This is a genomic window from Legionella nigrisilvae, assembly GCF_977063395.2.
In genome coordinates this window covers 673,633-699,385 of record NZ_CDRUGZ020000019.1, presented here as the reverse complement: position 1 = coordinate 699,385, position 25,753 = coordinate 673,633, and the positions used below count along the sequence as shown (strand labels likewise).

Here is a 25,753-nt window from a genome sequence, read left to right as displayed (position 1 = left end):
CTCATTCCTGACTCAAATGTGTTCGTCGTTCTTGCATTGTTTCTGCACTATTAATCACTGTCTGACGGCAAATTTCTTGCATCACCGGGATTTCTTTCAGAGGCTTACCTTCATGGATGGTATAGGCAATCAAAAAACTATCTCGCCATATTTTTTCATTTCGCTTTTCTTTGGACTTCATCCATAAGGCTATCCATAAAAAGTGAAATTGCCATTTATCGCGATGCAGTTCCATCTCCTCAGCAAAGACAGCTTCTATAGCTTCTTCCATCCGGCACACTCTAATCCCATCAACAAAAGTGCTGTTATGATTAACGATTTTATCAACCAAATGACTTTCTAAATACCAAGATTCAGTAAACGATTTAGTTTTTAGCCAGGATTTTGAACGTCGTAAGGAACCGGAAATCACCTCTTGAGTAAAAGGAGTAATTTGTATGCTTAATTGCTCGAAAAGATACTCTAAATCCAACTTTCTAGGACGTAAGCGTATCCCCAGTTCTTCTTGAATTTCTAAAAATTGCACGTTTGGAATTTCACCTTTGTCGATGGTTATCGCTAAGAAATGCTCAACCATCATTGTGAAATAAACTAAATCCACCTCACGCAAAGTTACATTTTCATCAAATGCCTGATTGTAATAATCTTTCACATCTTTCGAGGACAGCGAAGGTGTTATCCACGCATCTTTAAGACCTAATTCATACTTTAATAACAAACCACACAGTCTATTTTTCCTTTTTTTACGAACATGTAGAAAAACGCCCTGTGAACCGGAACCATCGATTTCAGTTGCTCGGATATTCACATTGGCTACTTCAGGTTCTGGTGCGAAAACCACCCCTTGCTTGCGTTGAATTTTAATCCAAGAGTCGAAGAGGGCATGATACCGCTCTGGATACCAATATTTGATTGTCTGTAAACGCGAAAGGGATATCGATGAAAAAGTAACCATGCCTATAATTTGACTCAGCGTGTTCAAAGCAACTTCGCGAACCTCAGCTTTAGGATGTAATAAAATAAGTAAGGCAATATCCCCACCTTCTTCAATATTATATAAATCCACCATGAGATCGATAAAAAAATCAGCCGGCATTGCATAACTTTGAGCGAAAAAATTTTCAGCGATTTCAAAAACATTAAGATCTGCTAATTCGTGAATTAAATCTCGAATTGCCTCTAGATGGGATATAGGTTCACCTTCTTGGATCACTTCTTCCTCATCACTAGCAAGTTCGTAGTAGGCATTTTTTAAATCCTCGGTCAACTCGACGTGTGATTCATAAAAAGAATTTAAGACCGGCAACCAAAAACTCAATGTATGTTTGCGAGAATTGATCATTTCGGCTAAGTGATCCATTAACTGGATTAAGATTTTTGCAGTGATCTTATTATTGGACTCCGCTGCGCCTTGTAATTGGGCGACACAAATATCCAAAGCAAAAACGCAGGCTGAATAAACTGAAAGTCCTTCATCCAATTTTTCTTCCAAATTATTAATAATATCCACCAATTTAAAAGCGAGTTCGGGTTGTTGGAAGAATAAAATATATAATTGAGGATCTGGCTCCGCGTTTTGTGCAATTAGGGTTGCCATTTCAGTAAGTAAATGATACAGCTCTGGGGAATTACTGGTCATATTTTTTAGGTACCTGTCTCGCTTTACCTTTTTCATCTATGGCAACAAAAACAAAAACTCCTTCGGTGACTTGATAGGCTTCATTTTGGGTGGCAGGATGCGCCCATACTTCAACCCGCAACGTCATAGAAGTATTACCTTGTTTTATTAGACTGACGTAACAACTCACAAGATCACCGACATGAACTGGTTTTAAAAAATTCATGGAATGAATGGAAACAGTCGCAACACGTCCCAATGCTAATCTTTTTGCCAATATTCCGGCAGCTAAATCCATTTGGGACACAATCCAACCACCAAAGATATCGCCATTAGCATTAGTATCTGCTGGCATTGCCAAAGTCTGGATAGCAAGCTCTCCCTTGGGGATGTTGGTCATGATTCACCTATGTTATGCAAGATGCGGCCTCTATATAGCGTTGGTCGACAAACCCCAGGATTACGCATTTTTTAAACGGAAAATCAGTTCCATTTCGCATTCACCCCGACCAACGCATCAAGTGTTTAATTACGTTTTAATTTTGCTAAGGCATCCGCCATTGCTGTATTAAATACCGTTTTTTTAGCAGGCTCAATTTTTTTAGCCTCTGGTTTTTTCTTGTGCTCCGTTCTTTTAACTTGGGGGGGTCTTTTCACTTCCGAAGCCTTGGCAATTTTTTTAACCGAAGGACTTGCAGGCTCGTCTTCCAATTTCATACTCAGACCAATTCTTTTCCGTTCTTTATCCACCTCAATAACCTTGACCGTGACGATATCACCGGCTTTCACTATAGTACGTGGATCAGAAATAAATTTATTGGTCATCGCAGAAATATGCACCAACCCATCTTGGTGTACTCCAATATCCACAAAGGCCCCAAAATTAGTCACATTACTCACCACACCTTCCAGAATCATCCCTTCATGCAAATGTTCGATGTCTTCAACACCTTCCTTGAATTGCGCGGTTTTAAACTCTGGACGTGGATCACGACCTGGCTTTTCCAGTTCACGCAACACATCTCTTATAGTAGGCAAGCCATATTGTTCATCAACAAATTGTTCCGCATTAACGCTGTGTAATATTTCTTTATTGCCGATCAGCTTCTTAATATCAATGTTCTTATTTTCAATTATTTTTTCTACTAAAGGATAAGCTTCTGGATGGACACAAGAAGCATCCAGCGGGTTATCTCCATTCATAATACGTAAGAAGCCAGCCGCTTGTTGAAATGCTTTTTCACCCATACGATGTACATTTTTTAATTCAGCTCGATTTTTAAATGCTCCGTGTTCATCACGATAAAGTACAATGTTTTTAGCAAGAGCTTCATTAAGACCTGAAATATGAGATAACAGAGCAGCCGAGGCAGTATTTACATCAACGCCTACGGCATTCACGCAATCTTCTACAACACCATCAAGACTGCGAGCTAGGCGAGTTTGGTTCACATCATGTTGGTACTGTCCTACTCCAATCGATTTGGCTTCGATTTTCACCAATTCTGCAAGCGGATCTTGGAGACGTCGCGCAATTGAAACAGCTCCTCTTAATGTAACATCCAAATCAGGGAATTCTTCAGAAGCAATTTCTGAAGCTGAGTAAACAGACGCGCCAGCCTCACTGACAATAACTTTAGTTAGTTTTAAATCAGGATACATTTTTATTAAATCAGAAACTAAGCGTTCTGTTTCACGAGAACCTGTGCCATTACCAATACTTATAAGATTAACCTGGTATTTTGCTGCCAACTTAGCTAAATCAGTAATTGCCGGATGCCATTCATTTTGTGGTGCGAATGGGAAAATAACGGTGTAGTCCAGTAACTTACCCGTTGAATCGACCACAACCACTTTAACGCCTGTTCGGATTCCAGGATCAAGTCCAATTGTAATTTGTGGACCTGCCGGTGCGGCCAGTAATAAGTCACGTAAATTTCTGGAAAATACTTTTATTGCTTCTTCATCTGCAATTTCTCGTAAGCGAGTCAGCAATTCCAACTCTAACTTGGTAAATAATTTTACCTTCCAAGTCAGACGCACTGTTTCAAGTAACCACTGGTCTGCTTTTCTCTGTTGATCAACAATGTTGAAATGCGTTGCTAATTTATTTTCACCATATGCTAAATCGTGTTCAGGTAAAGTAAGAGCGACTTGCAAAACACTTTCTCGACGTCCACGGAATAATGCTAATGCACGATGTGACGGAATTTTTTTAATCGCTTCGGAATAGTCAAAATAATCTGAAAACTTATTGATTGTTTCTTTTTTCTTAGAGCTACCTACCGATTTGACAATACAGTGTTGCCACAAATATTCACGTAATTCATTAATCAAATCAGCATCTTCAGCAAAATGTTCCATTAATATATGACGAGCACCCTCTAATGCTGCTTTTGCATCCTCAACTCCTGCCTCAGGATTGATAAATTGAGTAGCTTCTGTTTCGGGATCCAAAGTAGGATTTTTCCAAAGTGCCTGCGCAAGCGGCTCTAAACCTGCTTCAATGGCTATCTGTGCTTTTGTACGACGCTTTGGTCTGAATGGCAAATATAAATCTTCAAGACGAGTTTTAGTATCTGCTGCCAAAATACTTTGTTCTAGTTCCGGAGTTAGTTTCTCTTGTTCGCGGATAGACTGTAAAACTACGGCACGACGTTCATCTAATTCACGCAGATAAAGTACGCGCTCATCTATATAGCGTAATTGCACATCATCTAGTCCTTCGGTAGCTTCCTTACGATAACGAGCAATGAAAGGAACGGTAGCCCCTTCATTGAGCAGACGAATGGCTGCTTCTGCCTGCGCTGGTTTAACTTTGAGTTCTTGCGCAATAATCGCAGCTAATCTCAACATCTCTTGAGTCATTTACATCCCCGTAAAACATAAAAAATATAACAATAGATTACTTCACCTTAGACATTAAGGAGTTAGTAACCTGGATTACGCTTCGCGAACGTACCCAAAGTTCGGCAATTCGATTCTTGGGTTACGTGCTCCATTTACCTACTATCAACTTTCTTAAGCTCTCTCTATGTCTAGAGAAGGAGATCAAGGGTGACGAGTTAAAAATTCGCCACATTATTACTCAACAGTCACAGATTTGGCAAGGTTACGTGGCTGATCCACATCAGTCCCTTTAACAACAGCAACATGATAAGCCAACAATTGCAAAGGAATCGTATAAATAATTGGAGCCACCCATAAACCACAGCTAGGAACCTTAATCAAGCGAGCCCCATTTGCTCGCCAACTCTGGGAGTCATCAACAAAAACAAACAACTGACCACCCCGGGCACTCACCTCATGTAAATTGGATTTTAATTTATCCAATAACTCATCATTAGGAGCTACAGCAACAACTGGCATGTTTTCATCAACTAAAGCCAAAGGACCATGTTTTAACTCTCCGGAGGGGTATGCCTCAGCATGAATATAAGAAATTTCTTTTAATTTCAATGCACCCTCCAAAGCTACTGGGTATTGCACACCCCGTCCTAAAAATAAAGCATGTGCTTTATGGACAAACAGTGAGGCGAGGCCTTCAATTTCTTCACTCATCTTTATTGCACGTTCACAACATGCAGGCAGCTCTTGCAATTGCTTCAATACTTCGTTCGCTCGATTATCATGACAAAGCGCTGCTGCTAACATTAGAAAAGCAGCCAACTGCGTTGTAAAGGCCTTAGTAGATGCCACACCAATCTCAACTCCGGCACGTGTTAGGAACACACAATCAGCTTCTCGGACCAAGGTACTTGTTGCAACATTACAAATTGCCAAACTAGCCAAATATCCCATTTCTTTTGCTTTTTGTAACGCCGCCAGAGTATCTGCTGTTTCGCCTGACTGGGAAACAGTAATAAATAAAGTGTCTTTAGGAACTACCACGTCACGATATCGATACTCACTGGCAATTTCCACTTGGGTGGGAAGCCCAGCCAATGACTCTAACCAGTATTTGGCAACCATTCCGGCATGGTAACTGGTACCGCAAGCAACAATATGAATCTGCTTCACCATAGGAAATATATGGGAGGCCCGCTCTCCAAAACTGGATCTGAGTACTTCCAGACTATTTACACGACCTTCCAAAGTATCTGTTAGCACCTTAGATTGTTCAAAGATCTCCTTGAGCATAAAATGTCGATAAGGGCCTTTACTTACAGTCTCAGCATCACTGGTTAAAGGATGGCGCGGGCGCTCGACTAATGATTTAGAGGCGTCATAGATTGCAATGCTTTTTGAGGTAATCAATGCACTGTCGCCTTCTTCCAAATAAGTTACCGATTGTGCAAAGGATTTTAATGCTAACCCATCCGAGGCAATAAAATTTTCACCAATTCCTATGCCGACCACTAAAGGACTACCTTTACGAATGGCAACAAGTTCCCTAGGCTTTTGTTGATGTATAACACCTAAGGCGAATGCACCTTCCATTTCTGCGGCGGCGGTTTGTACTGCTTGGAGCAAATTTTCACTTTGTAGATAATAGTAATGAATTAAATGGGCCGCCACCTCTGTATCTGTTTCAGAAGTAAACTGATACCCTCTCGCTGCTAATTCACGACGTAAGTGTTCATGATTTTCAATAATCCCATTATGGACTAAGGCAATTTCACCATGGGATAAATGGGGATGTGCATTTTGTTCTGAAGGCTTACCGTGGGTGGCCCATCGCGTATGAGCAATACCTGTATTACCAGTGACTGCTGTTTCTTGCATGGCATCCGCTAAATTTTGCACTTTACCTTGGATGCGTACGCGATTTAAATGCCCATTATTATCAATTACTGCGATACCAGCAGAATCATAGCCTCGATACTCTAAACGCCGTAACCCTTCCAGTAAAATTTTACTGATGTCCCTTTCAGATACAGCTCCAATAATCCCACACATAACCTGCTCCTCGTTTCAACAACCGCACATGAACGACTTATCAATAAAAAAAGGGCAATTATGCCATAAACATTTATAAATCACTAACATGTTCGGTGTAGTAAAAACCTCTCCAGAGGATGATGCTGCAAAATTTATCCTCTTTAGATTAAAGATAAAAATTCTTGCCTCAGGGAAGACACAGTTGCATCCGGGAATTCTACAAAAAGAAAACCCGGGTTAATGGCTGCGCCTTCACCCAGGCCACACTAGAATAAATACTTAACGACTCCCTTACTCTATAGGATTTTGACACGTTACATCATATCCATGGTCTTTCATGGCCTTGCATACCTCAAAGGCCAACAACCCATGAGCACGTGTACTTGGATGAATTTCATCCCAGAATAAATAGCTTTCAGGAGTATCACATACTTGGTAGTTTTTATCTCCTGCAGCGAAGCTTGCATCTCTATATTGTAGTACTTGCGCATAACGTAGTACGAAGTTATTAGCAAAAGGTGAACTACGGAATGCATCATACATAGGAAGCTTCACATCAATACACGCGTCAGTAGTGTTGGTGAATCCATAAGTTTCTGGATTTTTTAAAGCGCGTGACAAATAATCTCCCATGTCGATATAGAGGAAGTTTGCATCAGGATAAATTTTTGCCCATTCTTCCATGCGATTTCGAAGTCGCTCATTGTGCATATCGATAGCGTTATTCAAAACTTCTCGATCTGTGGTTTGTACCATACGGGGAGTATCACCTATATGAGGCAGCCCCATAATAACAAATCGACGCGCACCAGCTTGCATCAATTTCATCACAGCAGAACCAGCGCCTGATAGGACATTATCAACATAGGTACTCATTACTTCTGTGTTGTAATTGTCTTCAAAGAATAAGACGTTGATGTAATCATTACTGCCTGAGAAAATAAAAAATACCGTTTCATCACTTAAGGCAGGGTGTTCTAACAAATAAGCTTGAACAGTCAGACCAAGACTAGGTGGGACCAACTTACCTACGATTAGATTTTTTATTGTTCCTAATGGATGACGAATCAAATTCCACACTGTTAATTGATAATCGTAAGTAGCAGTCCAACTCCCCCCAAAAGCACGATTTAAATACACTTCTTCATCCTCTGGAGAAATGGATATCATTTTTGCTAAATATTCATTCCATACCTGGCCATTAGAGAAACGTGCATTCCAATAGGGTTTTCCAGGTAATACAGGCACCATTTTAATTTTGCTGACCAAATTAGCGATATAAGGTGCTAATTGATTATCAAAAAAATCTGTAACAATAGCGATACCGGAATCCAAAACCATTTGTGGTACATAATATTCGTCGGCGAACTCAACCATTTTGTTAAGCACAAAAACTTTAAACGGAGCTACTAAAAAAGCAGGGTCTTCTTCCTGACGCAAACTTTTAAGTAGATGCGTGGTATTTCCTGTATCCGACAAGCTGTCGCCAAAAACAACCATCGACTTTACTGGGGTAGCAGAATAACTTATGAAAGGTATGAATAAACAAAGGACAAGAAACCACCGCAACTTCCGAATGTAATAGGCCATATTATCTCCTTATAAAAGCCAACGGATTAAAACACAGATAGCTTTGGTATATAACAGTATGATCGCTGGTTAGTTTTTGTCAACGCATTTCATTAATTTTGCTTAATATTTAAACGTAACATCGGGTGCATTTAATTGAAGCCTATTGATTAAATTCTGTGTAAATGGTAATTTTTGCCAAATATTTTTGTTTATATTTCAGGTAGTACAATGAAAAAAATCGTCATTGCCTCATTTTATAAATTTGTTTCCTTAGAAGATTTTGAAATGTTGCGACAACCTTTGCTTGCTCAAATGCATGAAATCCAAATCAAAGGAACTATTATATTAGCCTCTGAAGGAATCAATGGAAGTTTTGCTGGTACGCGTGAACAAATGGATCTTTTTTATCAATTCATACGTCAAGATGAGCGCTTAGCCGACTTAAAGTTTAAAGAAACATTCGATGAAGAAAATCCATTCGAAAAATCGAAGGTTAAACTTCGCAAAGAAATTGTCACCATGGGTATAAACAACGTTGATCCGTTGAAAAAGGCGGGAACTTATCTTAGCCCCCAGGAATGGAATGAATTAATTCAAGATCCTAACGTCGTCTTAATCGATACGCGTAATGATTATGAGTTTGAATTAGGCACGTTCAAAAACGCCATTAATCCCACCACAGAAAACTTTAGAGATTTCCCGCACTACGTGCGTGAGCAGTTGCTCGATAAAAAAGATAAAAAAATTGCCATGTTTTGCACCGGTGGCATACGCTGTGAAAAATCCACCGCTTATTTAAAAGATTTAGGTTTTGAAAATGTGTATCATTTGCATGATGGTATTCTCAACTATATTGAACAAATGCCTAAGGAAGAATCGCTCTGGGAAGGACAATGCTTTGTATTTGATAACCGAGTCGCGGTTGATGATCAATTAAATCGGGTTTATCCTCAATTACCATTGGATTACAAACACGATCGCAATAAAGAATAAATATGACCAACAAAAAACAATCCGATTCAACCATTGTTTTGAATCGCAAAGCAGGCTTTAACTATTTTATTGAGGATCAATATGAGGCCGGCTTAGTGCTTGAAGGCTGGGAAGTCAAAAGTTTGCGCGCAGGGAAAATAAATTTGTCAGATGCCCACATTATTATCAAAAACAGTGAAGCCTTTTTGCTGGGCGCCCAGATTCAGCCACTCATAACCGCCTCTACTCACTCTATCCCGGACCCAATACGTACACGTAAGTTATTATTAAATAAAAAAGAACTTAATCACCTCATCGGAAGTGTCGAACGTCAAGGATATACTATAGTGCCCCTTTCTTTGTATTGGAAAAAAAATAATATAAAGATAAAAATAGCTTTGGCCAAAGGTAAAAAAGAGCATGATAAGCGCGACACCATTAAGGATCGGGAATGGGAAAGAGACCGCTCCCGGATAATGAAAAAAACAGGGAGAGATTAATGAATGTAGACGAATTGGTACCCGATTTTGTATTCGCAGCAACAAGTGGCCTCAATGCTCATCTAAGTGATTATCGAGGACAACACGTAGTCCTTTATTTTTACCCTAAAGATGCAACTCCAGGATGCACAACAGAAGGTCAAGATTTCCGGAATGCATATCCTCAGTTTCAAAAATTAAAGGCCCAAATATTTGGAGTTTCCCGGGACAGCTTGAAATCTCATGAGAACTTTAAAGCAAAACAAAATTTTCCTTTCGAATTGATTAGCGATCATGATGAACAATTATGCCAATTGTTTGATGTGATAAAAATGAAATCCATGTACGGTAAACAAGTTCGGGGTATTGAGCGCAGCACATTTATCATTGATCCGCAAGGGAAATTAATCAAAGAATGGCGTAAAGTAAGTGTGAAAGGACATGTCGCGGAAGTACTTAACTCATTAAAATAAAATTTATACCGACGGATCATATTAATGCTTTAGGAGAAACCAGAGTTGCCTAACGATCGCTCAAAATGATCCTAATATGGATTTTTAGTACCCGTGATGAATCGTTACAGTAATTTTATCCTTGACTGAATCTCCTCCCCTAAGCAGAATGAAAGAAGCATTCAAATAATTGTAGGTTGGTGAAGACCGCAACCAGGCTACGCGTTTTAATCACAAGGTGAATTTATGGATAATAGCAATACCCGCCCGAAGCTGTTTGTACTTGATACCAATATTTTAATGCATGACCCTACAGCCATCTATCATTTTGAAGAGCATGATATCTATTTACCCATGGTAGTTTTGGAGGAGTTAGACAGCCATAAAACGGGGACATCGGAGGTCGCACGAAACGTCCGTCAAACCAACCGTATGTTGGTAGAGCTCATGAGCAATGCCTCGCATGAACAAATCGTATCTGGTTTAGCTATACCAAACTATCTCAACTCCGATAAAAAGAAGTGCAGTGGAAAGTTATTTTTTCAAACGGATGAATTCGACCAAGTTGTTCCTTCCACGCTTCCAGGACATAAAGTGGATAACACAATTCTTGCCACCGCTTTAGGGTTACAAAAAAAGTATGCGGGAAAAAGGCAGGTGATTATTGTATCGAAAGATATTAACTTGCGTATCAAAGCAGGAATTCTTGGCATTCTTGCAGAAGATTATTATAGTGACCAGGTACTTGATGATGTCAATCTCTTACACCGAGGTCTACATATTCTTGATAATAGTTTCTGGGATACTCATGCAAAAGACATGGGTTCATGGCAAGAAAGCGGCAAGACTTTTTATAAAGTAGCAGGCCCGTTAATTAATCAATGGAATCCCAACGATTGCATTAGCACCGAGGATGATCAATTCCAAGCCATCGTGAAAAAACTTGAAAGTGACCATGCAGTGATTCAGTTAGTTCGTGATTACACGAAACATTCCGTATGGGGAATCCATGCTAAAAATCGTGAGCAAAACTTTTCTTTAAATTTACTCATGGATCCAGATATTGATTTTGTAAGCTTACAAGGTCCTGCAGGTACTGGGAAAACCCTTCTTACTATTGCTGCAGGTTTAACTCAAGTTTTAGATCAAAACCGTTATAACGAAATTCTTATGACGCGTGTGACCATCCCTGTTGGAGAAGATATTGGCTTCTTACCGGGAACTGAAGAAGAAAAAATGACGCCGTGGATGGGCGCTTTAATGGATAACTTAGAAGTTTTACACAGCTCCCAAGTAGGCGGTAGTTTTGGACGGGGCGCAACTCAAGATCTATTACAAAACAAAATTAAAATTCGCTCTTTGAATTTCATGCGGGGTCGTACTTTTTTAAATCGCTATATTATTATCGATGAAGCACAGAACCTGACTCCGAAACAAATAAAAACTCTGGTTACACGTGCCGGTCCAGGATCGAAAATTATTTGTCTTGGGGATATTAAGCAAATAGATACTCCTTATTTGAGCGAAACAACCTCGGGTTTAACTTTTGCGGTAGACCGGTTTAAACACTGGGAGCACAGTGCGCATATGAGTTTAACTCGCGGGGAACGCTCAAGGCTTGCATTTTATGCAGCAGAACATTTATAGTACGCACTTTAAGGATTTACCATGACTGACCATGCCATCACTTTTGATGACGTTCTGCTTGTTCCTTCATACAACCACCACGAATCAAGAAGAGTCGTGGAAACAACCAATACCGATCGGTTGGGCAAATTATCTTTAGAGCTCCCTGTAATTAGTTCTAATATGGATACAATTACTGAAAGTTCTATGGCTAATTTCATGGGTTCTAAAGGTGCAATGGGCGCATTACACCGTTTTATGTCGATCGAAGAAAACATTCAAGAATTTAAAAAATGTCAAAGTAATGTATTTGTTTCGATTGGTTGTACGGCAGCTGAATTGGAAAGAGCAGAAGCATTACGTGATGCGGGAGCTAACTATTTTTGTGTGGATGTTGCCCATGCCCATGCCAAATACGTAGGAAAAACTCTAAAAAGTTTACGTCATTTACTTGCGGATCGCTGTATTATGGCTGGAAATGTTGCGACCTATGCAGGAGCTGATTATCTTGCTTCATGTGGGGCTGATATCATTAAGGCGGGTATTGGCGGTGGTTCAGTATGCAGTACTCGTATTAAAACTGGCTTTGGTGTACCCATGTTAACCTGCATTCAAGATTGTTCGCGCTCAGATCGCTCTATTGTAGCGGATGGCGGAATTAGAACCACTGGTGACATCGTCAAAGCCTTAGCCTTTGGTGCTGACTTTGTGATGATTGGTGGTATGTTAGCAGGTACATCACCAACTCCTGGTGATGTGATTCAAAAGCAAGATGGCACCAAAGTAAAACGTTACCGTGGCATGGCATCTAAAGAAGCGCAAGAGAACTTCTTAGGACAAATGCATGAATGGAAAACGGCTGAGGGAGTAGCAACTGAAGTACCCTATAAAGAAAATCCAGATGCGATTATTGCTGATATAGTTGGCGGTTTAAGATCCGGTCTGACCTATGCTGGCGCAGACACAATTAGCGAACTGCAACGTAAATTAAATTATGTAGTCGTTACTCAAGCCGGACGCATTGAAAGTTTACCACATAAGCTTTTGGGCTAAATTTAATTTGAATACAACCCGGGTTAAGCAAAACCCGGGTATTTTATAGATGCAAGTCAGGGGCCTGATGGTCCATTCTGTTCAAATGTTTTATCTTCCTTCTCGCTAGGAGAAGGACTAGGTGATTGCTCAACAAGTGCATCAAAATCCATACCTTCAAATGCTTCATTAAATTCCGACATTAAATTCGAAGAAGTACTATTTTCCGGGCTACTTAAATCCATTTGCTCATCCTCATCCTCTTCTGGTTCTGCCATTTCATCCAGTTCTTTCCCATCACCCCCAGTTAACTGGGCTGTGGCACCTTTTATCGCATTCACAAGTCCCGAATTAACCGCGTCTTGAATAGAACTTACCATTTCTTTAAACTGAAGAGCTGCTTGCCCTGCTTGGGTGTTTTTGAGATCATCCAATTTTTGATCCGCTTGATCCAATAATTGATCTTTTATATCTCCGGCCTTAGCGTTAAGGGCGTCTTTTAATCCACCTAAAGCTTGGCCTAACTCGGTCTTTGAAAATTTATCTAAGGCCATTTCCCCTGCCTTTTTCAGGGCACCGTTTATATCTCCATTAATCTCAGAAACCATCTCACTGAGTTGCTCGTTCAATTCAAGATAAGGATTTTTTTCCTTACTCTCAGTAGACTTCTTTTTAGCTTCTGGGAAGGGCTTACCCTCGTCTTGCGAAGGCTTCTTATCTTCGTCCTTATCCGATTTTGGTTTAGGCCCGTCATTAATGTCAGGTGTGATTACATTAGGTTGTGGAGGCGGAGAGCTAGTCGTCTGAGTTTCTTGTAATTTGGGCTTTTCTTTTTCAGTTTTTTCAGTACTCATAAATCTTAACCTCTGTAATAATCCACCTCTATGTTAAAGATAGCACATCATAAGAAACATTACCTTTAAATAGATAGCGCAGATCGAATAATTTCAGATACACTTATCTTATCAAGAGTCGTTCTTTGATGAATTGGATTTAATCATAATTTACAATAATTTTGCAAAATTATTGCAACCTTTATGGAATGATATTTTACTATGAATCTTAATGATTTTCGCTATATGCGTCGCGGTAAACAACTGTTTGATTTAAACAAAGAAGATTATAATCTCCTTAAGCCCATTAGACGACGAGGCACAAAAACTGATCGCGCACTGCTACTTTTACATGGGTTTACTTCTACACCCGCAGTTTATCGCTACTTAATTCCTCAATTAAATCATTACGATGCCATAGTTTGTCCAGCATTACCGGGTCATGCCGAAAGTATCGCTGCCTTTGCCCACACCAAGGTTTCAGATTGGATTGAATGTGCAACGAAAGAGTGTGAACAGTTATTTAAAGAATATCAACATGTGGATGCCCTGGGATTATCCCTTGGGGGAATATTGGCATGCGAGTTGAGTGCAACTTTTACATTCAATCACATGTTTCTTTTAGCTCCTGCTTTAAAATTACAAATGAATATTTATCGTAATCTACAGCTTCTTCTTGTACTAAAAAAACTTGGATTCTGTGAGCTAAGGGGCGTAGCGGGTAATATGGAAACCAACAAACATGCCGAAATATCCTATCGAAGGATACCCATTCCTGTACTTATTGAACTGTTTACAATGATTCGCGAATATCAATGGATTACCCCCAATTGCCCAATTGATCTCTTTTTTGGTGTTCATGATATTGTTGTGGCCTCAAAAGAGGTAGAACAAATGTTTTCTCATGTCCCCAACACAACAATCCACTGGTTAGCAAATTCAGCTCATGTCTTGCCATTAGATAATGATTTGGATCAAATTGTGCAGTGTATTAATCAACGCACCTCACCCAATCTTAATGAAAAATCGTCTCTTTTGTTGATGGGAGAGAGTTAGAGTCGATCTCTACCTTCGTTATGCGCTCCCTGCCAGAGATAAGGGCTGCTCTCACTTTTCCAATACGGTTGAGATAGCGATAAATCCCCCCCTTTCCCATTACGGGAAAGGGTTGGGGTGAAGGGGAATTTCACCATAAATTTTAAGGAAATTGCTTATTGTAGCGATTGAAATCTTTCAATTCGAATTGATTCCACTCGCGCATATCTAATACCGAGCCATCGAACGCCATAAAGTCTGCGCGGGTGGTAGGTAGATTAAAATAATAAATATCACTGGCATCCGTAGCTAAATTGCTCTGATGTTTTGCCACTGAAATTTCTGCAACCGAACGATCGTGGGTTTTGACAAAACTGCGTTGTGCCCGTAAGTAACGACCTTTAAATCGTGCATTTCCCCAAAGTTCAACGTCGAGCCTATTTACGGCGCCAGCTAGTTGGATTGTAGATTTCTGCTTCGCACGAACCGTCAAAGTATCCGTTTTAACCCAAAATAAACTCAACCATGCATTTCCTTGCATGACTAAATTAGCCAGGTTAACTACCCCGGAAAGTTGTACCTTCGGGCTTCCTTCTAAATGGAGTCGTAAACCCGGACTGGATATTCCGCCAATTTGATTAAGGCCTTTACCTTGTATATCCAAAACTCTTAATCCGATAGCTCCACCTAATCTTACAGTTCCGGTATTCACCAAGTAAACATCCAATAAACTCGTACGTATCTGATCCCCAGTGATTATGGGTGTGCCATTAGCCATCAAGCGGTTAAGAAATCGGCCTCGTATCTCAGCATAGATTGACCCATGTAAATCTCCTTTCCCCGCTATCGCTAAATATAAGGTGTTTTGTGAAACCTCTACTTTTACTGCCGCCAAATCGCGAGGATCACCCGATAAAATAACCTCAGGCTCTTTATAACCAGTATGCAGCCTAACATGAATTGGTCCTTGGACGTTAACTTGATTGAAAGCAGATACTCGTCTAACTTGTTTTATTTTAAGTACTTGAGGGGGTGGTGAGAGAGGCTCATTTTTTGGCGCATGATGCACACAAGCAGTTAATAAAAATACAATCGGAATCAATAAGTAAGACCGCTTTAGCATAGACTTCATTCCCATATCAATAATTCCTCTACATTAGAGGAAGTTCTAACAATGTGCAAGGTCAGGATATAATGCATAAATTCTTCATAAGTAAGGCTGGATAAAGCGATGAGGCCCGGGAATTTAGTTCATACGAAACCTGGGCTTTACCCAGGTTATTTTAAAACCAGGAACCTTTATTAAAATCTGAAAGCATTACCTTAGCAGGACAAGTATCATTAACTTGTGAATCAGGAGCGCTATCGATTAATGATTCTAACGGTTCATCAAATGGAATTAATGCCGGCAACTGAATATAAATATCAACCAATATACCATTCCTACAACCTAAATAAACTTTTCCAGAATTATTTGTACCAAATGTTTGGGTTACCATTTCTCGCAGCATCGCCAAGGATACCTTTTGTCCTTGATGTTGCGTTAGGTATTGTCCCAAAATCGAATTATCAACCGACTCCGTCAAACGCATCGCCAGCGAAAAATACTCATCCGCAGATAAAATTTGGCAACTTCCATGCTTATTCCATTCATGGCGTTCCAAACAACTCCCATAATTGTAACTGGGCATCATTTTTTTTAAATGTTCAGAAACTTGAGGTGAGAGATTTAGCGGAGGATAAGCACAATGTCTAGATTTTTGCTCTACACCACAATATCCATAACTTTGGCCGCAGGCATTCTGATTGGGCCATAAACCATGTAGGGTAAGATGCTTTGCTTGATAAGAGTCTTTAGATAGATGCATGCATTCGGGCTTACCTGCTTCATATCCATAGGTTTGACAAAAACCAGGCTGTGAGCTAAGCGCTAAAACATAAGAATCGGACATCCCTGCATGCGTATCGCAAGAATCACCGAACTCTACAGAAGCAACAACGTTGAAAGAAAAAACAAGCAACAACAGGGTTGTGAGCTTTTTCATTAAGACACTCCGGCCAAGCTTCTTTCAAAACATTATACATTAGAAGATAACGAAAACCAGTCTTTTATTTTATATAACCCCGTTGAATATAAATGAAAAAATTTTATTTATAGTGTTTATTTCAAAGACCAAATATCATTAAAAATAAGTTTTAGACAATGTAAAGCAGAATTAGGCTGCAGCTAATCATTGGAGAAACACGCCATATTACATAGTTCTATTGAATTGTTTTCAGAACCTTTTTTAAAGAAAGCAGGACTCTTGTCTAATTTAAAATCAACTTTGAATATATCCTCACAAAATTCCTCATATTCAGTAGAATTAAACTCTAACGCCTCTTTCTCCTTAGGTTTAAATAGTGTTTCTACTGCATAATGGGAAGCAATGCCAAGCGCCACTGCAATAAGAAGCACGGGTACACCTATACCCAAAGGTACGAACATTAAACTTGCAAATACAACCGCAGGAATGAACGCTTCAATTATAATGCTGCGTACTAGACTTGCCGATTGATAAACTCTGACCCTTTTCTGATATTCAGTCTCTGCCAGGCATTGCTTTATTTCCAGGAAAATAAATTGTTTTCCCTTCTTATCAAGGTCATCATACTGTTTTTTCAATTGTTCCGTTAAATCGGAGGCCTGTTTCATTTGCTCTTGAATGGTCAAATGGGTTTTATACAGTTCAATACCACCCTTGGTAGCATTATTGATGACGGTAAATACAAAGCACAATACTGCGCCAGCAATGGCCATAGAAGCTAAAACCGGAGCTGCTATAGGCATGAAGGGCATAGTTAAGATCAAAAAAGCGAGCATTAAACCTACTGCATAGGCAATATTATTGATTAAAGATATTTTTTGAAGTTGCCAATCTCTTTCACACTTTGATTTTTCATTTTTTAAGGTACGCAGTTGTATTTCTATTTGACGGCTTTCTTTTTGTTGTTCATTAGTAAGTTGTCTTTCCTTCTCCATGGCGCGAAATGTTTGAAGTTGTTGTTCTAAGCGCTCTATATCGTCTTGGTATTGGATCATGGCTTTGTTATGTTTAATTCGTTCTTCTTCAAAAGCCCATACTGTCATAATTATGTCGAAAACCAGCAGCGCAAGAGTAACGGCATCTCCTGCCATCCCTAATGAACCCTTTCCTGTAAGCCAGAAGAAGCAAAGCAGATTTGCAGTACCCCATACCGAATCATTCAATAAATCAAACTTCCTTTGTGACCATTGGGTTAGAAAACGATCCTGCCAAGGAGTGTTCGCTTCCACCTCATCCATCCATGGGCCTTTTATTGTGTGTTTGAGTAATATACCCAATTCCAGAAAAAAACGAGCATAGTATAAAGTCCAACTCAGATTACCGGTATAAAAATCAGGAGTTTTGATGGCTTCAGCCGCTTGTTCGGCGTAGTAACGACCTTCGGGTACTAATCCAATTACGGTTTTTAAAAAAGTTGAACCCCATACCCAATACAATCTCTTCTCATTCAATTTGCCCATGTGTTTTTTAATCGACTTCGTAGTACCAATCGACAAATCGACAATATCTTCCGCTAATAATTGGCCTACCGAAATACCCATATATTTTACAGGTTTTGCATCAGAGCCTGCTTGCTGTATTTCAAACTCCTTTATCCTAGCCTGATATACAGGATCTAATAATCTGAGAAAATCGGAGCACTTTTTAATTTGGGTATTGTATTCTCTTATATTTTCGAATTTTTTATATTCTATTTCATGTTTTTGTTGGGCTAACAAGAGCAAAAGAGTCATTTGCAACTCATATACACGCTCTTCTTTTTGAAGATCATTCATGTATTTGAACATCACGCTGTCTGTTTTGTTCAATAACTCTAAATAGAAATTTAATGAAGAAAGAAAAGCATTGCTGCGGTATTCTGTAAAGGCACGGCCTGTGAATTTTTTAATACATTCCAGCTCCTCTCCTCTAGCCCGTTTATAGCTTGGAGTGCACGCCTTCTTTAGCTTATTGTATTGAACCCTTTCTTCGTTATATATAATTAATTTATTATTATATTCCTCCAACTTTTGGAGATACTGTAAGTATTCAGATGATTTAATATATTCTGTATATTCAGGAGAATTTTTTTTTAAAAGCGCGAGTGTTGAAGGGATTATCGGCTTAACAGGTTTCTTTAAGCGAGCCAGCGGGTAAATACTGTTACTTTTTTTATCCCCGTAATAGAGTCTATTACCATGCAAAATGATTGCATGAGTACTGTCTGACAACTCTTCGATGTCAGAAAATTTTCCGGGGAAATAATCAATTTGAATGAGGCCACATTCAGATCTGTTGTAGTCAAGCAAGTCCCCGTAGCTCAAATCAGCAAGTTTCTTTTTGTCTTTTAATGCATCTCTAAGAAATGACTGCAGAATTGCGCTACTCGTTGCCATAGTATCACCTCTATACTCATGAATTCTGGCCATTCATTCAGAGCACAGCGAAAAAATTTATATGTTCTTTTTTATAACATAATATTGATTTTAAAAACAAGATGAGCATACATTGATTTACAATATTGATACCAAATTTACACTAAAAAAGGTGATTTTTGTAAAAAATTAATTTTTGGGCCAATATTGAGTGCCGTGTACAGAGATAAGGTGGTATTGGGAACCCGGGTTCGCTTCGCTTTACCCAGGCAATCACTAGATGAATTATTAGAATTTATGAGGTAATTTCGCGCGCGTAAATGTCATCAAAACGTTTAATATCATCTTCTCCCAAATAATCCCCACTTTGGACCTCAATAACATAGAGTGGTTCAATACCAGGATTACTTAAACGATGAAGTGTATTTTGGGCAATATAAGTCGATTGATTCACAGATAAATAAATCATTTGCGAGTCGTTTATTACTTCTGCTTTGCCGGACACAACAACCCAATGTTCTGCACGATGCTGATGCATTTGTAAAGACAACCGAGCTCCAGGCTTGACCATCAATCGTTTTACTTTAAATGATGCACCTTCAGCTAAAATTTCATAATATCCCCAGGGACGCGAAACTCGTTGGTGATCTTGAGTTAATTGATGGTGATCTTTACTTAAAGAATTTACTAGATCTTTAACCTGTTGGGAATATTGCTTATCAGCCACTAAAACAGCATCTTGGGTAGCCACAATAATTTGATCTTGGACACCAATTGCGGTAACTAAAAGGTCGGTACTATGAATCAAGCAATTCGTACTTTGTTGAGCAATAACTTTTCCAGTGACGGTGTTCCCATCTTGATCGGCTGTATTAGCATCGGCTACTGCAGACCAACATCCTAAATCACTCCATTGCATAGACACAGGGATTACTACTGCTTTATTCGTTTTTTCCATAATCGCATAATCAATGGATTCCGCTTCGCAACGAGAGAACGATTCTAAATCAAGACGTAAAAAATCATGATGATTCTTGGCTTTTAATACAGCCTGCTGACTAAAATAATAAATATCAGGTTGATATTCTGCTAACTCTTGAAGATACACATCCGCACGACAAACAAACATGCCGCTATTCCAAAAATAGTTTCCATCGGCAATAAATTCTTTGGCGCGATCAAGTTCCGGTTTTTCCCTGAAACTTAAAACCTGTTGCACCTTTTCAGTAAGCGGCTCGCCTGCTTCTATGTAACCATATCCAGTTTTAGGACTATCGGGCTGAATCCCAAAAGTAACTAGAGCGTGGTGTTCGGCAGCATATTGTGCTCCTATTAACATCGCTTCTTGCCATTCTTTATCATCAGCAATCCAATGATCTGAAGGAAGTACTAACATCACCGCATCGGGCCCTGCTTGCTGAGATAAATAATGAGCTGCACATGCGATGGCTGGGGCGGTATTACGAGCACAAGGTTCCAGCAAATAAGTCATTGACTGATTAAAATGATTTAATTGATCCTGACAAAGAAAATAATGAGCATCATTGCTTACTATAAGAGAAGGCGTCATTACCAAGCTCTGCGCTCGTTTTACAGTTTGTTGCAGGAGGGATAACTCACCATTTAAAGCCAGAAATTGTTTTGGATAATTTTTTCGAGATAAAGGCCATAAACGAGTTCCAGAACCTCCTGCAAGGATAACGGGATAAAGAATAGTCGTCATAAAGTTCCATGTTATGGCATAATCGCCGCATTCTAACAGTATTTTTTACCTAAAAAAAGGTAACTTTTCAATCAATCCAGGAAACTAGGCTCTTCTACCCTGCTGTAGTTATCCGCATAACATAGATGCGTGTGGTGCTTAGACTTGTTGAAAGGATATATAAAATAAGTAATTTACGGGGACTTACTATTATGAAAAAAAAAGCAGTAGTTCTATTATCGGGTGGGTTAGATTCAACGACTTGTCTAGCTTTGGCTGCTTCCAAAGGCTTTTCTTGTTATGCGATTAGTTTTTCTTACGGGCAAAGACATTCTGCTGAATTGCGTGCAGCAAAGCGTATTGCACAACACTACGAGGTAGCAAAACATCAGATCGTTACCTTAGATACGGAATTATTCAGAAATTCAGCATTGACTGATGGTTCTTTGGAAGTACCTGCTTTCCAGGGCGGCACTGATATTCCAGTAACCTATGTTCCTGCACGCAATACCATTTTTCTAGCTATGGCCTTAGGTTTTGCAGAATCAATAGATGCTAGAGACATATTTATTGGTGCAAGTTCTGTTGACTATTCACACTATCCAGATTGCCGTCCAGAATTTATCGCGGCATTTCAAAATTTAGCCAATTTAGCAACCAAAGCTGGGGTAATGGGTGATCGTTTTACGATTCATGCCCCATTACAACATTTAAGCAAGGTACAAACCATTCAGCTTGGAGTAAGTCTAGGAGTAGATTACAGCTTAACTGTTTCCTGCTACAAAGCCAATGATGCGGGCCAAGCCTGTGGACAATGCGATAGTTGTACCTTTAGACAACGCGGTTTTCTTGGGGCTGGAATTACTGATCCTACTGGATATTATTCTGATCCTACATAAAAATATTATTCTAATCCTATATATAAGTTGCAATTAGGGTATTAATTTCGTTTGAGATAAATACCCCGCCGAATAAAAATTAGCCTTAAGGTTTTATTAACTACCAATGTGCTCATTAATTAAACTATTAACCCAAAAAAAGCAATTTATTTTACACTTTTGTTACAACAAATTGAGCATTTTTGATTCACATATAGCAAAATCGTTGCTATTATTCGCCCTGATTTATAACCTTGGAGTAAGATAATGACATTTAAACAGTTTATGAAGACCGTTGCTTATTTACCCGCTAATGCTTTTACTGGCGTGGTTAAATCGGTATTGGGATATACAGATAATAAGGGTATAGCACATCGTGGTTTATTAGGTTTAGTAACAGATGGGATTAAATTTGTTGGCCGTTCAATTTCTGACTTCTTGTCTGAACACAAAAAAGCAATTACTACTGCTGCTTGGCTTACTTTAGCTGCTGCTGGTGCTGTTGCATTGACTTTATTCTTATGGCCTGCTGCTTTAACTGCAGTTGCTTCATTCTCAATCTACGGTTTTTCTATTGCAGGTATCGCTGGTGCTAACGCCCTTGCGCAAATCGGTTTGGCTTCTCTATTAGCGGGTGCTGCGGTTTCTGCTGCTACTTATGTAGGCGCTGCTGCGGGTAATTTCTTTTCTTGGGTTGCTGATTGCTGCAAAAACATTAAAAGCAAAGCTCCTAGAAGTGCTAACGAAGATGAATACCAAGTTATTAATGAGAACTCAGAGTCAGAGTCAGATTCAGAAGAAGATGTTCTTGAGATCGGTTCTGATACAAAAAAAATCAAAACTACTGAAATCAAAACTAATCCACTAAGTAGAATGTCATCTCCTACTGATAGAAGAGATGCCGACACTATAATGTCCGATGTTCCGAATTTTAGTTCTCCGCTCAATTCTACTAAAGGAAAACCTTCTACTCCTGTAGTGAGCACAGAAGAGAAAACAGTTTTAGAAGCATCATCTAATACTTATAATTAAGTAAAATTTTCAAAACGCGGCCTAGGCCGCGTTTTTTATTTCCATTTTCAATTAATTTATCAAGCAAATACATAAACTAAACCCTTAGTTTAGAAATCTTTCTTAAAGTAAAGTCCTCTATTTGAAACTCAGTTACCTACAGCATTTATAATTCATATGCGTTATAATCAATCATTTTCAGATAAGCAGGTATCTACTTGATGGCGAAACAACGTAAAATGCTGGTTACCAGCGCCTTACCGTATGCAAATGGACATTTACATCTTGGGCATTTAGTGGAACACATTCAAACGGATATTTGGGTACGCACTCATAAGATGTCTGGAATCGAATGCATCAGTATCTGTGGTGATGATGCTCATGGCACTCCAATTATGTTAAAAGCAGAGCAAATGGGGATTACTCCTGAAGCGTTAACGGCTGAGATCAAACTAAGCCATGAGCGTGACTTCAAAGCCTTTGCGATTGCTTATGATTGTTATCACACGACTCACTCCCCAGAAAATAAAATTTTAGCGGAGACTATATACGAGTCCTTAAAGGCAAATGGTTCAATTATTAAACGAACCATACGTCAAGCTTATGATCCCGTAAAGCAAATGTTTTTACCCGATCGTTATGTCAAAGGGACCTGTCCTAAATGTAGTGCTAAGGATCAATATGGCGATAACTGCGAAGTTTGTGGTGCAACCTACTCACCCACAGATCTACTTGATGCAGTATCTGCTATTTCCGGTGCTAAACCTGTAGAAAAAGATTCAGAACATTACTTTTTTGACTTACCTCGTTATGAAGATCTATTAAAGGAATGGACTCGAAGCGGGCACCTGCAAGCTGAAGTAGCCAACAAATTAGATGAATGGTTTGCGGCTGGATTAAAACAATGGGATATTTCACGTGATGCACCTTATTTCGGGTTTCCAATCCCAGGGACCACCGATAAATATTTCTACGTCTGGCTTGATGCTCCTATAGGGTACATGGCCAGTTTTAAGAAATACTGTGAGGAACATGACGTCTCTTTTGCTGAATTTTGGGATAAAGAAACGACCACTGAGTTGTACCATTTCGTGGGCAAAGACATCGTTTACTTTCATGCTCTGTTTTGGCCGGCTATGCTTGCTGCCAGTGGTCATCGGATGCCTACTGCAGTTTATACTCACGGCTTTTTAACCGTTGATGGCCAAAAAATGTCAAAATCACGCGGAACTTTTCTGGAAGCACGTACGTATCTGCAACATTTACATCCGGAATACCTACGGTATTATTTTGCAGCTAAACTGAATGGTCGTGTTGATGATCTCGATTTAAATTTTGAGGATTTCACCAACAGAATCAATGCAGACCTTGTGGGCAAGGTTGTCAATATTGCCAGCCGTTGCGCCGGATTTATCAATAAGCGATTTGCGAACCAACTCAGTAATAGCTTAAGCGATCCACAATTGTATGCCGAACTGCTAGAAATGCGTGCTGAAGTCATTGAATCATTTATATCTCGCGATTATGCTCGTGCTGTACGTCACATTATGGATTGTGCCGATAAAGTCAATCAATACATCGATACTCATAAACCTTGGGTATTAGCAAAGCAAGAAGAACGTTTACCTGAAGTACAAGCTATTTGTACCATGGGAATTAATTTATTCCGAATCTTAATTACCTACCTAAAGCCAATAGTCCCTCTGATGGCAAATGCCGCGGAAGAATTTTTAAATTGTCCCCCCCTTACCTGGGAATCAATTGATAATCCTTTATTAAATCAGAGCATCAATACGTTTCAACCTTTAATGGTTCGTGTTGAAAAAGAAAAAATACAAGCCATGCTGGAGCAATCCAAACAGGTGAACAATGGCCTCAGTTAAAGAAATTGAAGCACTTTTGCCACAAACTCAATGTGGCGAGTGCAATTATCCTGGTTGCTTGCCCTATGCCGAAGCGCTAGCTCAAGGGAGTGCTGCGATTAATAAATGTCCTCCAGGAGGAGTTGACACAGTTAAAGCGCTCGGAGCATTACTCAATGTTGATCCTGCTCCTTACTTGCAAGAAGCGTTAGCAAATACCCGCGCACCATCTGTTGCTGTCATTCGTGAAGCAGAATGTATCGGTTGTACCAAATGCATCAAAGCCTGTCCGGTCGATGCAATTATTGGCAGCGGCAAATTAATGCACGCTGTAATTGACCATGAATGTACGGGTTGTGGATTATGTGTTGCTCCCTGTCCCGTAGATTGTATCGAGATGGTTAATTTACCCCATGTAAACTATGATAAAGATTTAGCACGTAAACGTTTTAATGCCAAACAAACCCGTTTGTTACGTGAAGAACATGAAAAACAGCAAGCGTATCGAGAAAAGCGTCAACTTGCATTAAAAGCGGATAAAACCCAAGACATGCAAGCCAAGCAGGACTATATCCAACAGGCATTGGCCCGCGTAAAAGCGAAAAGAAGCCATGAATAAACAACAGCGCCACGAAATTTTTGCCCGTTTTCAAGAACAAAACCCACATCCAACTACTGAGTTGACTTACCGCTCTTCTTTTGAATTATTAATTGCGGTCATTCTTTCAGCACAAGCAACGGATGTGGGTGTAAATAAAGCCACTGCTAAATTATTTCCGGTGGCTAATACCCCTCAAGGTATCCTTGATTTAGGACTGGATAGACTTAAAGAGTATATAAAATCTATAGGCCTTTATAATAGCAAAGCCCAAAATATTATGAACACCTGTGACCTGCTGGTCAAAAAATATAAGGGTAACGTTCCTAATCAACGTGAGGAATTGCAATCATTGCCTGGGGTAGGTCGTAAAACCGCTAATGTGATTCTCAATACCGCTTTTGGGGAGCCCACTGTGGCTGTAGACACCCACATATTTCGGGTAGCGAACCGCACAGGGCTTGCCAAAGGGAAAACTCCTTTAGCAGTTGAAAAAGCGCTCCTAAAAAACATCGAACCCAAGTTTTTGAAGGACGCTCACCATTGGCTTATTCTCCATGGACGTTATATATGTACCGCACGACGTCCTCATTGTAAAAACTGTATCATTCAAGATCTATGTGAATATCCTGATAAGAATTGGTCTTAATAGAGAGATTTGTCATTACACCCCAGATGTTTAGAATTTCCTGCCCTCGGGTTAATGGATTAGGACATAACTTAAGTAATTTAACGCGAAAAATCAATTGATTAGTTATGAT

21 protein-coding genes are annotated in these 25,753 nt (G+C 39.5%); 11 read left to right on the top strand and 10 right to left on the bottom strand.

Going from position 1 to position 25,753, the window contains the following annotated elements; genetic code table 11:
- Position 1: 1 nt before the first annotated feature.
- The 5 genes from ACWTE2_RS08165 to plaC all read right to left on the bottom strand — a co-directional run bounded on the left by ACWTE2_RS08165 (position 2) and on the right by plaC (position 8,089).
- Positions 2-1,639, bottom strand: a complete 1,638-nt coding sequence (locus tag ACWTE2_RS08165; protein ID WP_454784941.1) for a hypothetical protein — start codon at positions 1,637-1,639, stop codon at positions 2-4.
- Positions 1,629-2,018: an acyl-CoA thioester hydrolase YciA gene (gene yciA / locus ACWTE2_RS08160; protein ID WP_454784940.1), complete on the bottom strand. Its 390-nt coding sequence runs from the start codon at positions 2,016-2,018 to the stop codon at positions 1,629-1,631. Before yciA ends, ACWTE2_RS08165 begins: the two co-directional genes overlap by 11 nt.
- Positions 2,019-2,143: 125 nt before the next feature.
- Entirely contained in the window at positions 2,144-4,486 is a 2,343-nt protein-coding gene (locus ACWTE2_RS08155) for a Tex family protein (RefSeq protein ID WP_182392261.1), read from the bottom strand.
- 216 nt (positions 4,487-4,702) lie between these two features.
- Complete coding sequence (glmS, locus tag ACWTE2_RS08150) at positions 4,703-6,517, bottom strand: glutamine--fructose-6-phosphate transaminase (isomerizing) (protein ID WP_454784939.1); 1,815 nt, start codon at positions 6,515-6,517, stop codon at positions 4,703-4,705.
- 273 nt (positions 6,518-6,790) lie between these two features.
- Entirely contained in the window at positions 6,791-8,089 is a 1,299-nt protein-coding gene (plaC, locus tag ACWTE2_RS08145; RefSeq protein ID WP_454784938.1) for a lysophospholipase/glycerophospholipid:cholesterol acyltransferase PlaC, read from the bottom strand.
- Positions 8,090-8,299: 210 nt separating this feature from the next.
- On the opposite strand from plaC, the gene trhO reads away from it, so the two are divergent.
- From trhO to ACWTE2_RS08120, 5 genes are all read left to right on the top strand, one after another.
- The gene (trhO, locus tag ACWTE2_RS08140; RefSeq protein WP_182392258.1) at positions 8,300-9,064 is read left to right on the top strand and encodes an oxygen-dependent tRNA uridine(34) hydroxylase TrhO; all 765 of its coding nucleotides are present in this window, start codon (positions 8,300-8,302) and stop codon (positions 9,062-9,064) included.
- A 2-nt stretch (positions 9,065-9,066) separates the two neighbouring features.
- Entirely contained in the window at positions 9,067-9,543 is a 477-nt protein-coding gene (gene smpB, locus ACWTE2_RS08135; RefSeq protein ID WP_182392257.1) for an SsrA-binding protein SmpB, read from the top strand.
- Positions 9,543-9,995, top strand: coding sequence for a peroxiredoxin (locus tag ACWTE2_RS08130; protein ID WP_454784937.1), 453 nt, complete (start codon positions 9,543-9,545; stop codon positions 9,993-9,995). Before smpB ends, ACWTE2_RS08130 begins: the two co-directional genes overlap by 1 nt.
- A gap of 225 nt (positions 9,996-10,220) precedes the next feature.
- The gene (locus ACWTE2_RS08125; RefSeq protein ID WP_182392255.1) at positions 10,221-11,621 is read left to right on the top strand and encodes a PhoH family protein; all 1,401 of its coding nucleotides are present in this window, start codon (positions 10,221-10,223) and stop codon (positions 11,619-11,621) included.
- A 21-nt stretch (positions 11,622-11,642) separates the two neighbouring features.
- On the top strand, positions 11,643-12,653 hold the full coding sequence (locus ACWTE2_RS08120) for a guanosine monophosphate reductase (protein ID WP_454784936.1): 1,011 nt from the start codon (positions 11,643-11,645) through the stop codon (positions 12,651-12,653).
- 56 nt (positions 12,654-12,709) lie between these two features.
- On the opposite strand, the gene ACWTE2_RS08115 is transcribed toward ACWTE2_RS08120, so the two are convergent.
- The gene (locus ACWTE2_RS08115) at positions 12,710-13,486 is read right to left on the bottom strand and encodes a hypothetical protein (RefSeq protein ID WP_454784935.1); all 777 of its coding nucleotides are present in this window, start codon (positions 13,484-13,486) and stop codon (positions 12,710-12,712) included.
- Positions 13,487-13,687: 201 nt separating this feature from the next.
- Here ACWTE2_RS08115 and ACWTE2_RS08110 point away from each other — a divergent pair, with 201 nt between their 5' ends.
- A complete protein-coding gene (locus ACWTE2_RS08110; RefSeq protein ID WP_454784934.1) occupies positions 13,688-14,521 on the top strand; it encodes an alpha/beta hydrolase in 834 nt (277 codons plus the stop codon).
- 142 nt (positions 14,522-14,663) lie between these two features.
- Here ACWTE2_RS08110 and ACWTE2_RS08105 read toward each other — a convergent pair whose 3' ends face one another.
- The 4 genes from ACWTE2_RS08105 to ACWTE2_RS08090 form a co-directional block, all read right to left on the bottom strand.
- On the bottom strand, positions 14,664-15,623 hold the full coding sequence (locus tag ACWTE2_RS08105; protein ID WP_454784933.1) for a GIN domain-containing protein: 960 nt from the start codon (positions 15,621-15,623) through the stop codon (positions 14,664-14,666).
- Positions 15,624-15,783: 160 nt separating this feature from the next.
- Entirely contained in the window at positions 15,784-16,545 is a 762-nt protein-coding gene (locus ACWTE2_RS08100; RefSeq protein WP_454784932.1) for a ribonuclease T2 family protein, read from the bottom strand.
- A 182-nt stretch (positions 16,546-16,727) separates the two neighbouring features.
- Positions 16,728-18,962 carry a hypothetical protein gene (locus ACWTE2_RS08095; RefSeq protein WP_454784931.1) on the bottom strand — a complete coding sequence of 745 codons (2,235 nt, stop codon included), beginning with the start codon at positions 18,960-18,962 and terminating at the stop codon, positions 16,728-16,730.
- 274 nt (positions 18,963-19,236) lie between these two features.
- Positions 19,237-20,664: a mannose-1-phosphate guanylyltransferase/mannose-6-phosphate isomerase gene (locus tag ACWTE2_RS08090; RefSeq protein ID WP_454784930.1), complete on the bottom strand. Its 1,428-nt coding sequence runs from the start codon at positions 20,662-20,664 to the stop codon at positions 19,237-19,239.
- A gap of 191 nt (positions 20,665-20,855) precedes the next feature.
- Here ACWTE2_RS08090 and queC point away from each other — a divergent pair, with 191 nt between their 5' ends.
- From queC to nth, 5 genes are all read left to right on the top strand, one after another.
- Positions 20,856-21,542, top strand: a complete 687-nt coding sequence (queC, locus tag ACWTE2_RS08085) for a 7-cyano-7-deazaguanine synthase QueC (protein ID WP_454784929.1) — start codon at positions 20,856-20,858, stop codon at positions 21,540-21,542.
- 246 nt (positions 21,543-21,788) lie between these two features.
- On the top strand, positions 21,789-22,553 hold the full coding sequence (locus ACWTE2_RS08080; protein WP_454784928.1) for a hypothetical protein: 765 nt from the start codon (positions 21,789-21,791) through the stop codon (positions 22,551-22,553).
- Positions 22,554-22,753: 200 nt separating this feature from the next.
- The gene (gene metG / locus ACWTE2_RS08075) at positions 22,754-24,415 is read left to right on the top strand and encodes a methionine--tRNA ligase (protein WP_182392245.1); all 1,662 of its coding nucleotides are present in this window, start codon (positions 22,754-22,756) and stop codon (positions 24,413-24,415) included.
- Complete coding sequence (locus ACWTE2_RS08070) at positions 24,402-25,013, top strand: RnfABCDGE type electron transport complex subunit B (protein WP_454784927.1); 612 nt, start codon at positions 24,402-24,404, stop codon at positions 25,011-25,013. Before metG ends, ACWTE2_RS08070 begins: the two co-directional genes overlap by 14 nt.
- Positions 25,006-25,641 carry an endonuclease III gene (nth, locus tag ACWTE2_RS08065; protein ID WP_454784926.1) on the top strand — a complete coding sequence of 212 codons (636 nt, stop codon included), beginning with the start codon at positions 25,006-25,008 and terminating at the stop codon, positions 25,639-25,641. Before ACWTE2_RS08070 ends, nth begins: the two co-directional genes overlap by 8 nt.
- The last annotated feature ends 112 nt before the right edge of the window (positions 25,642-25,753 follow it).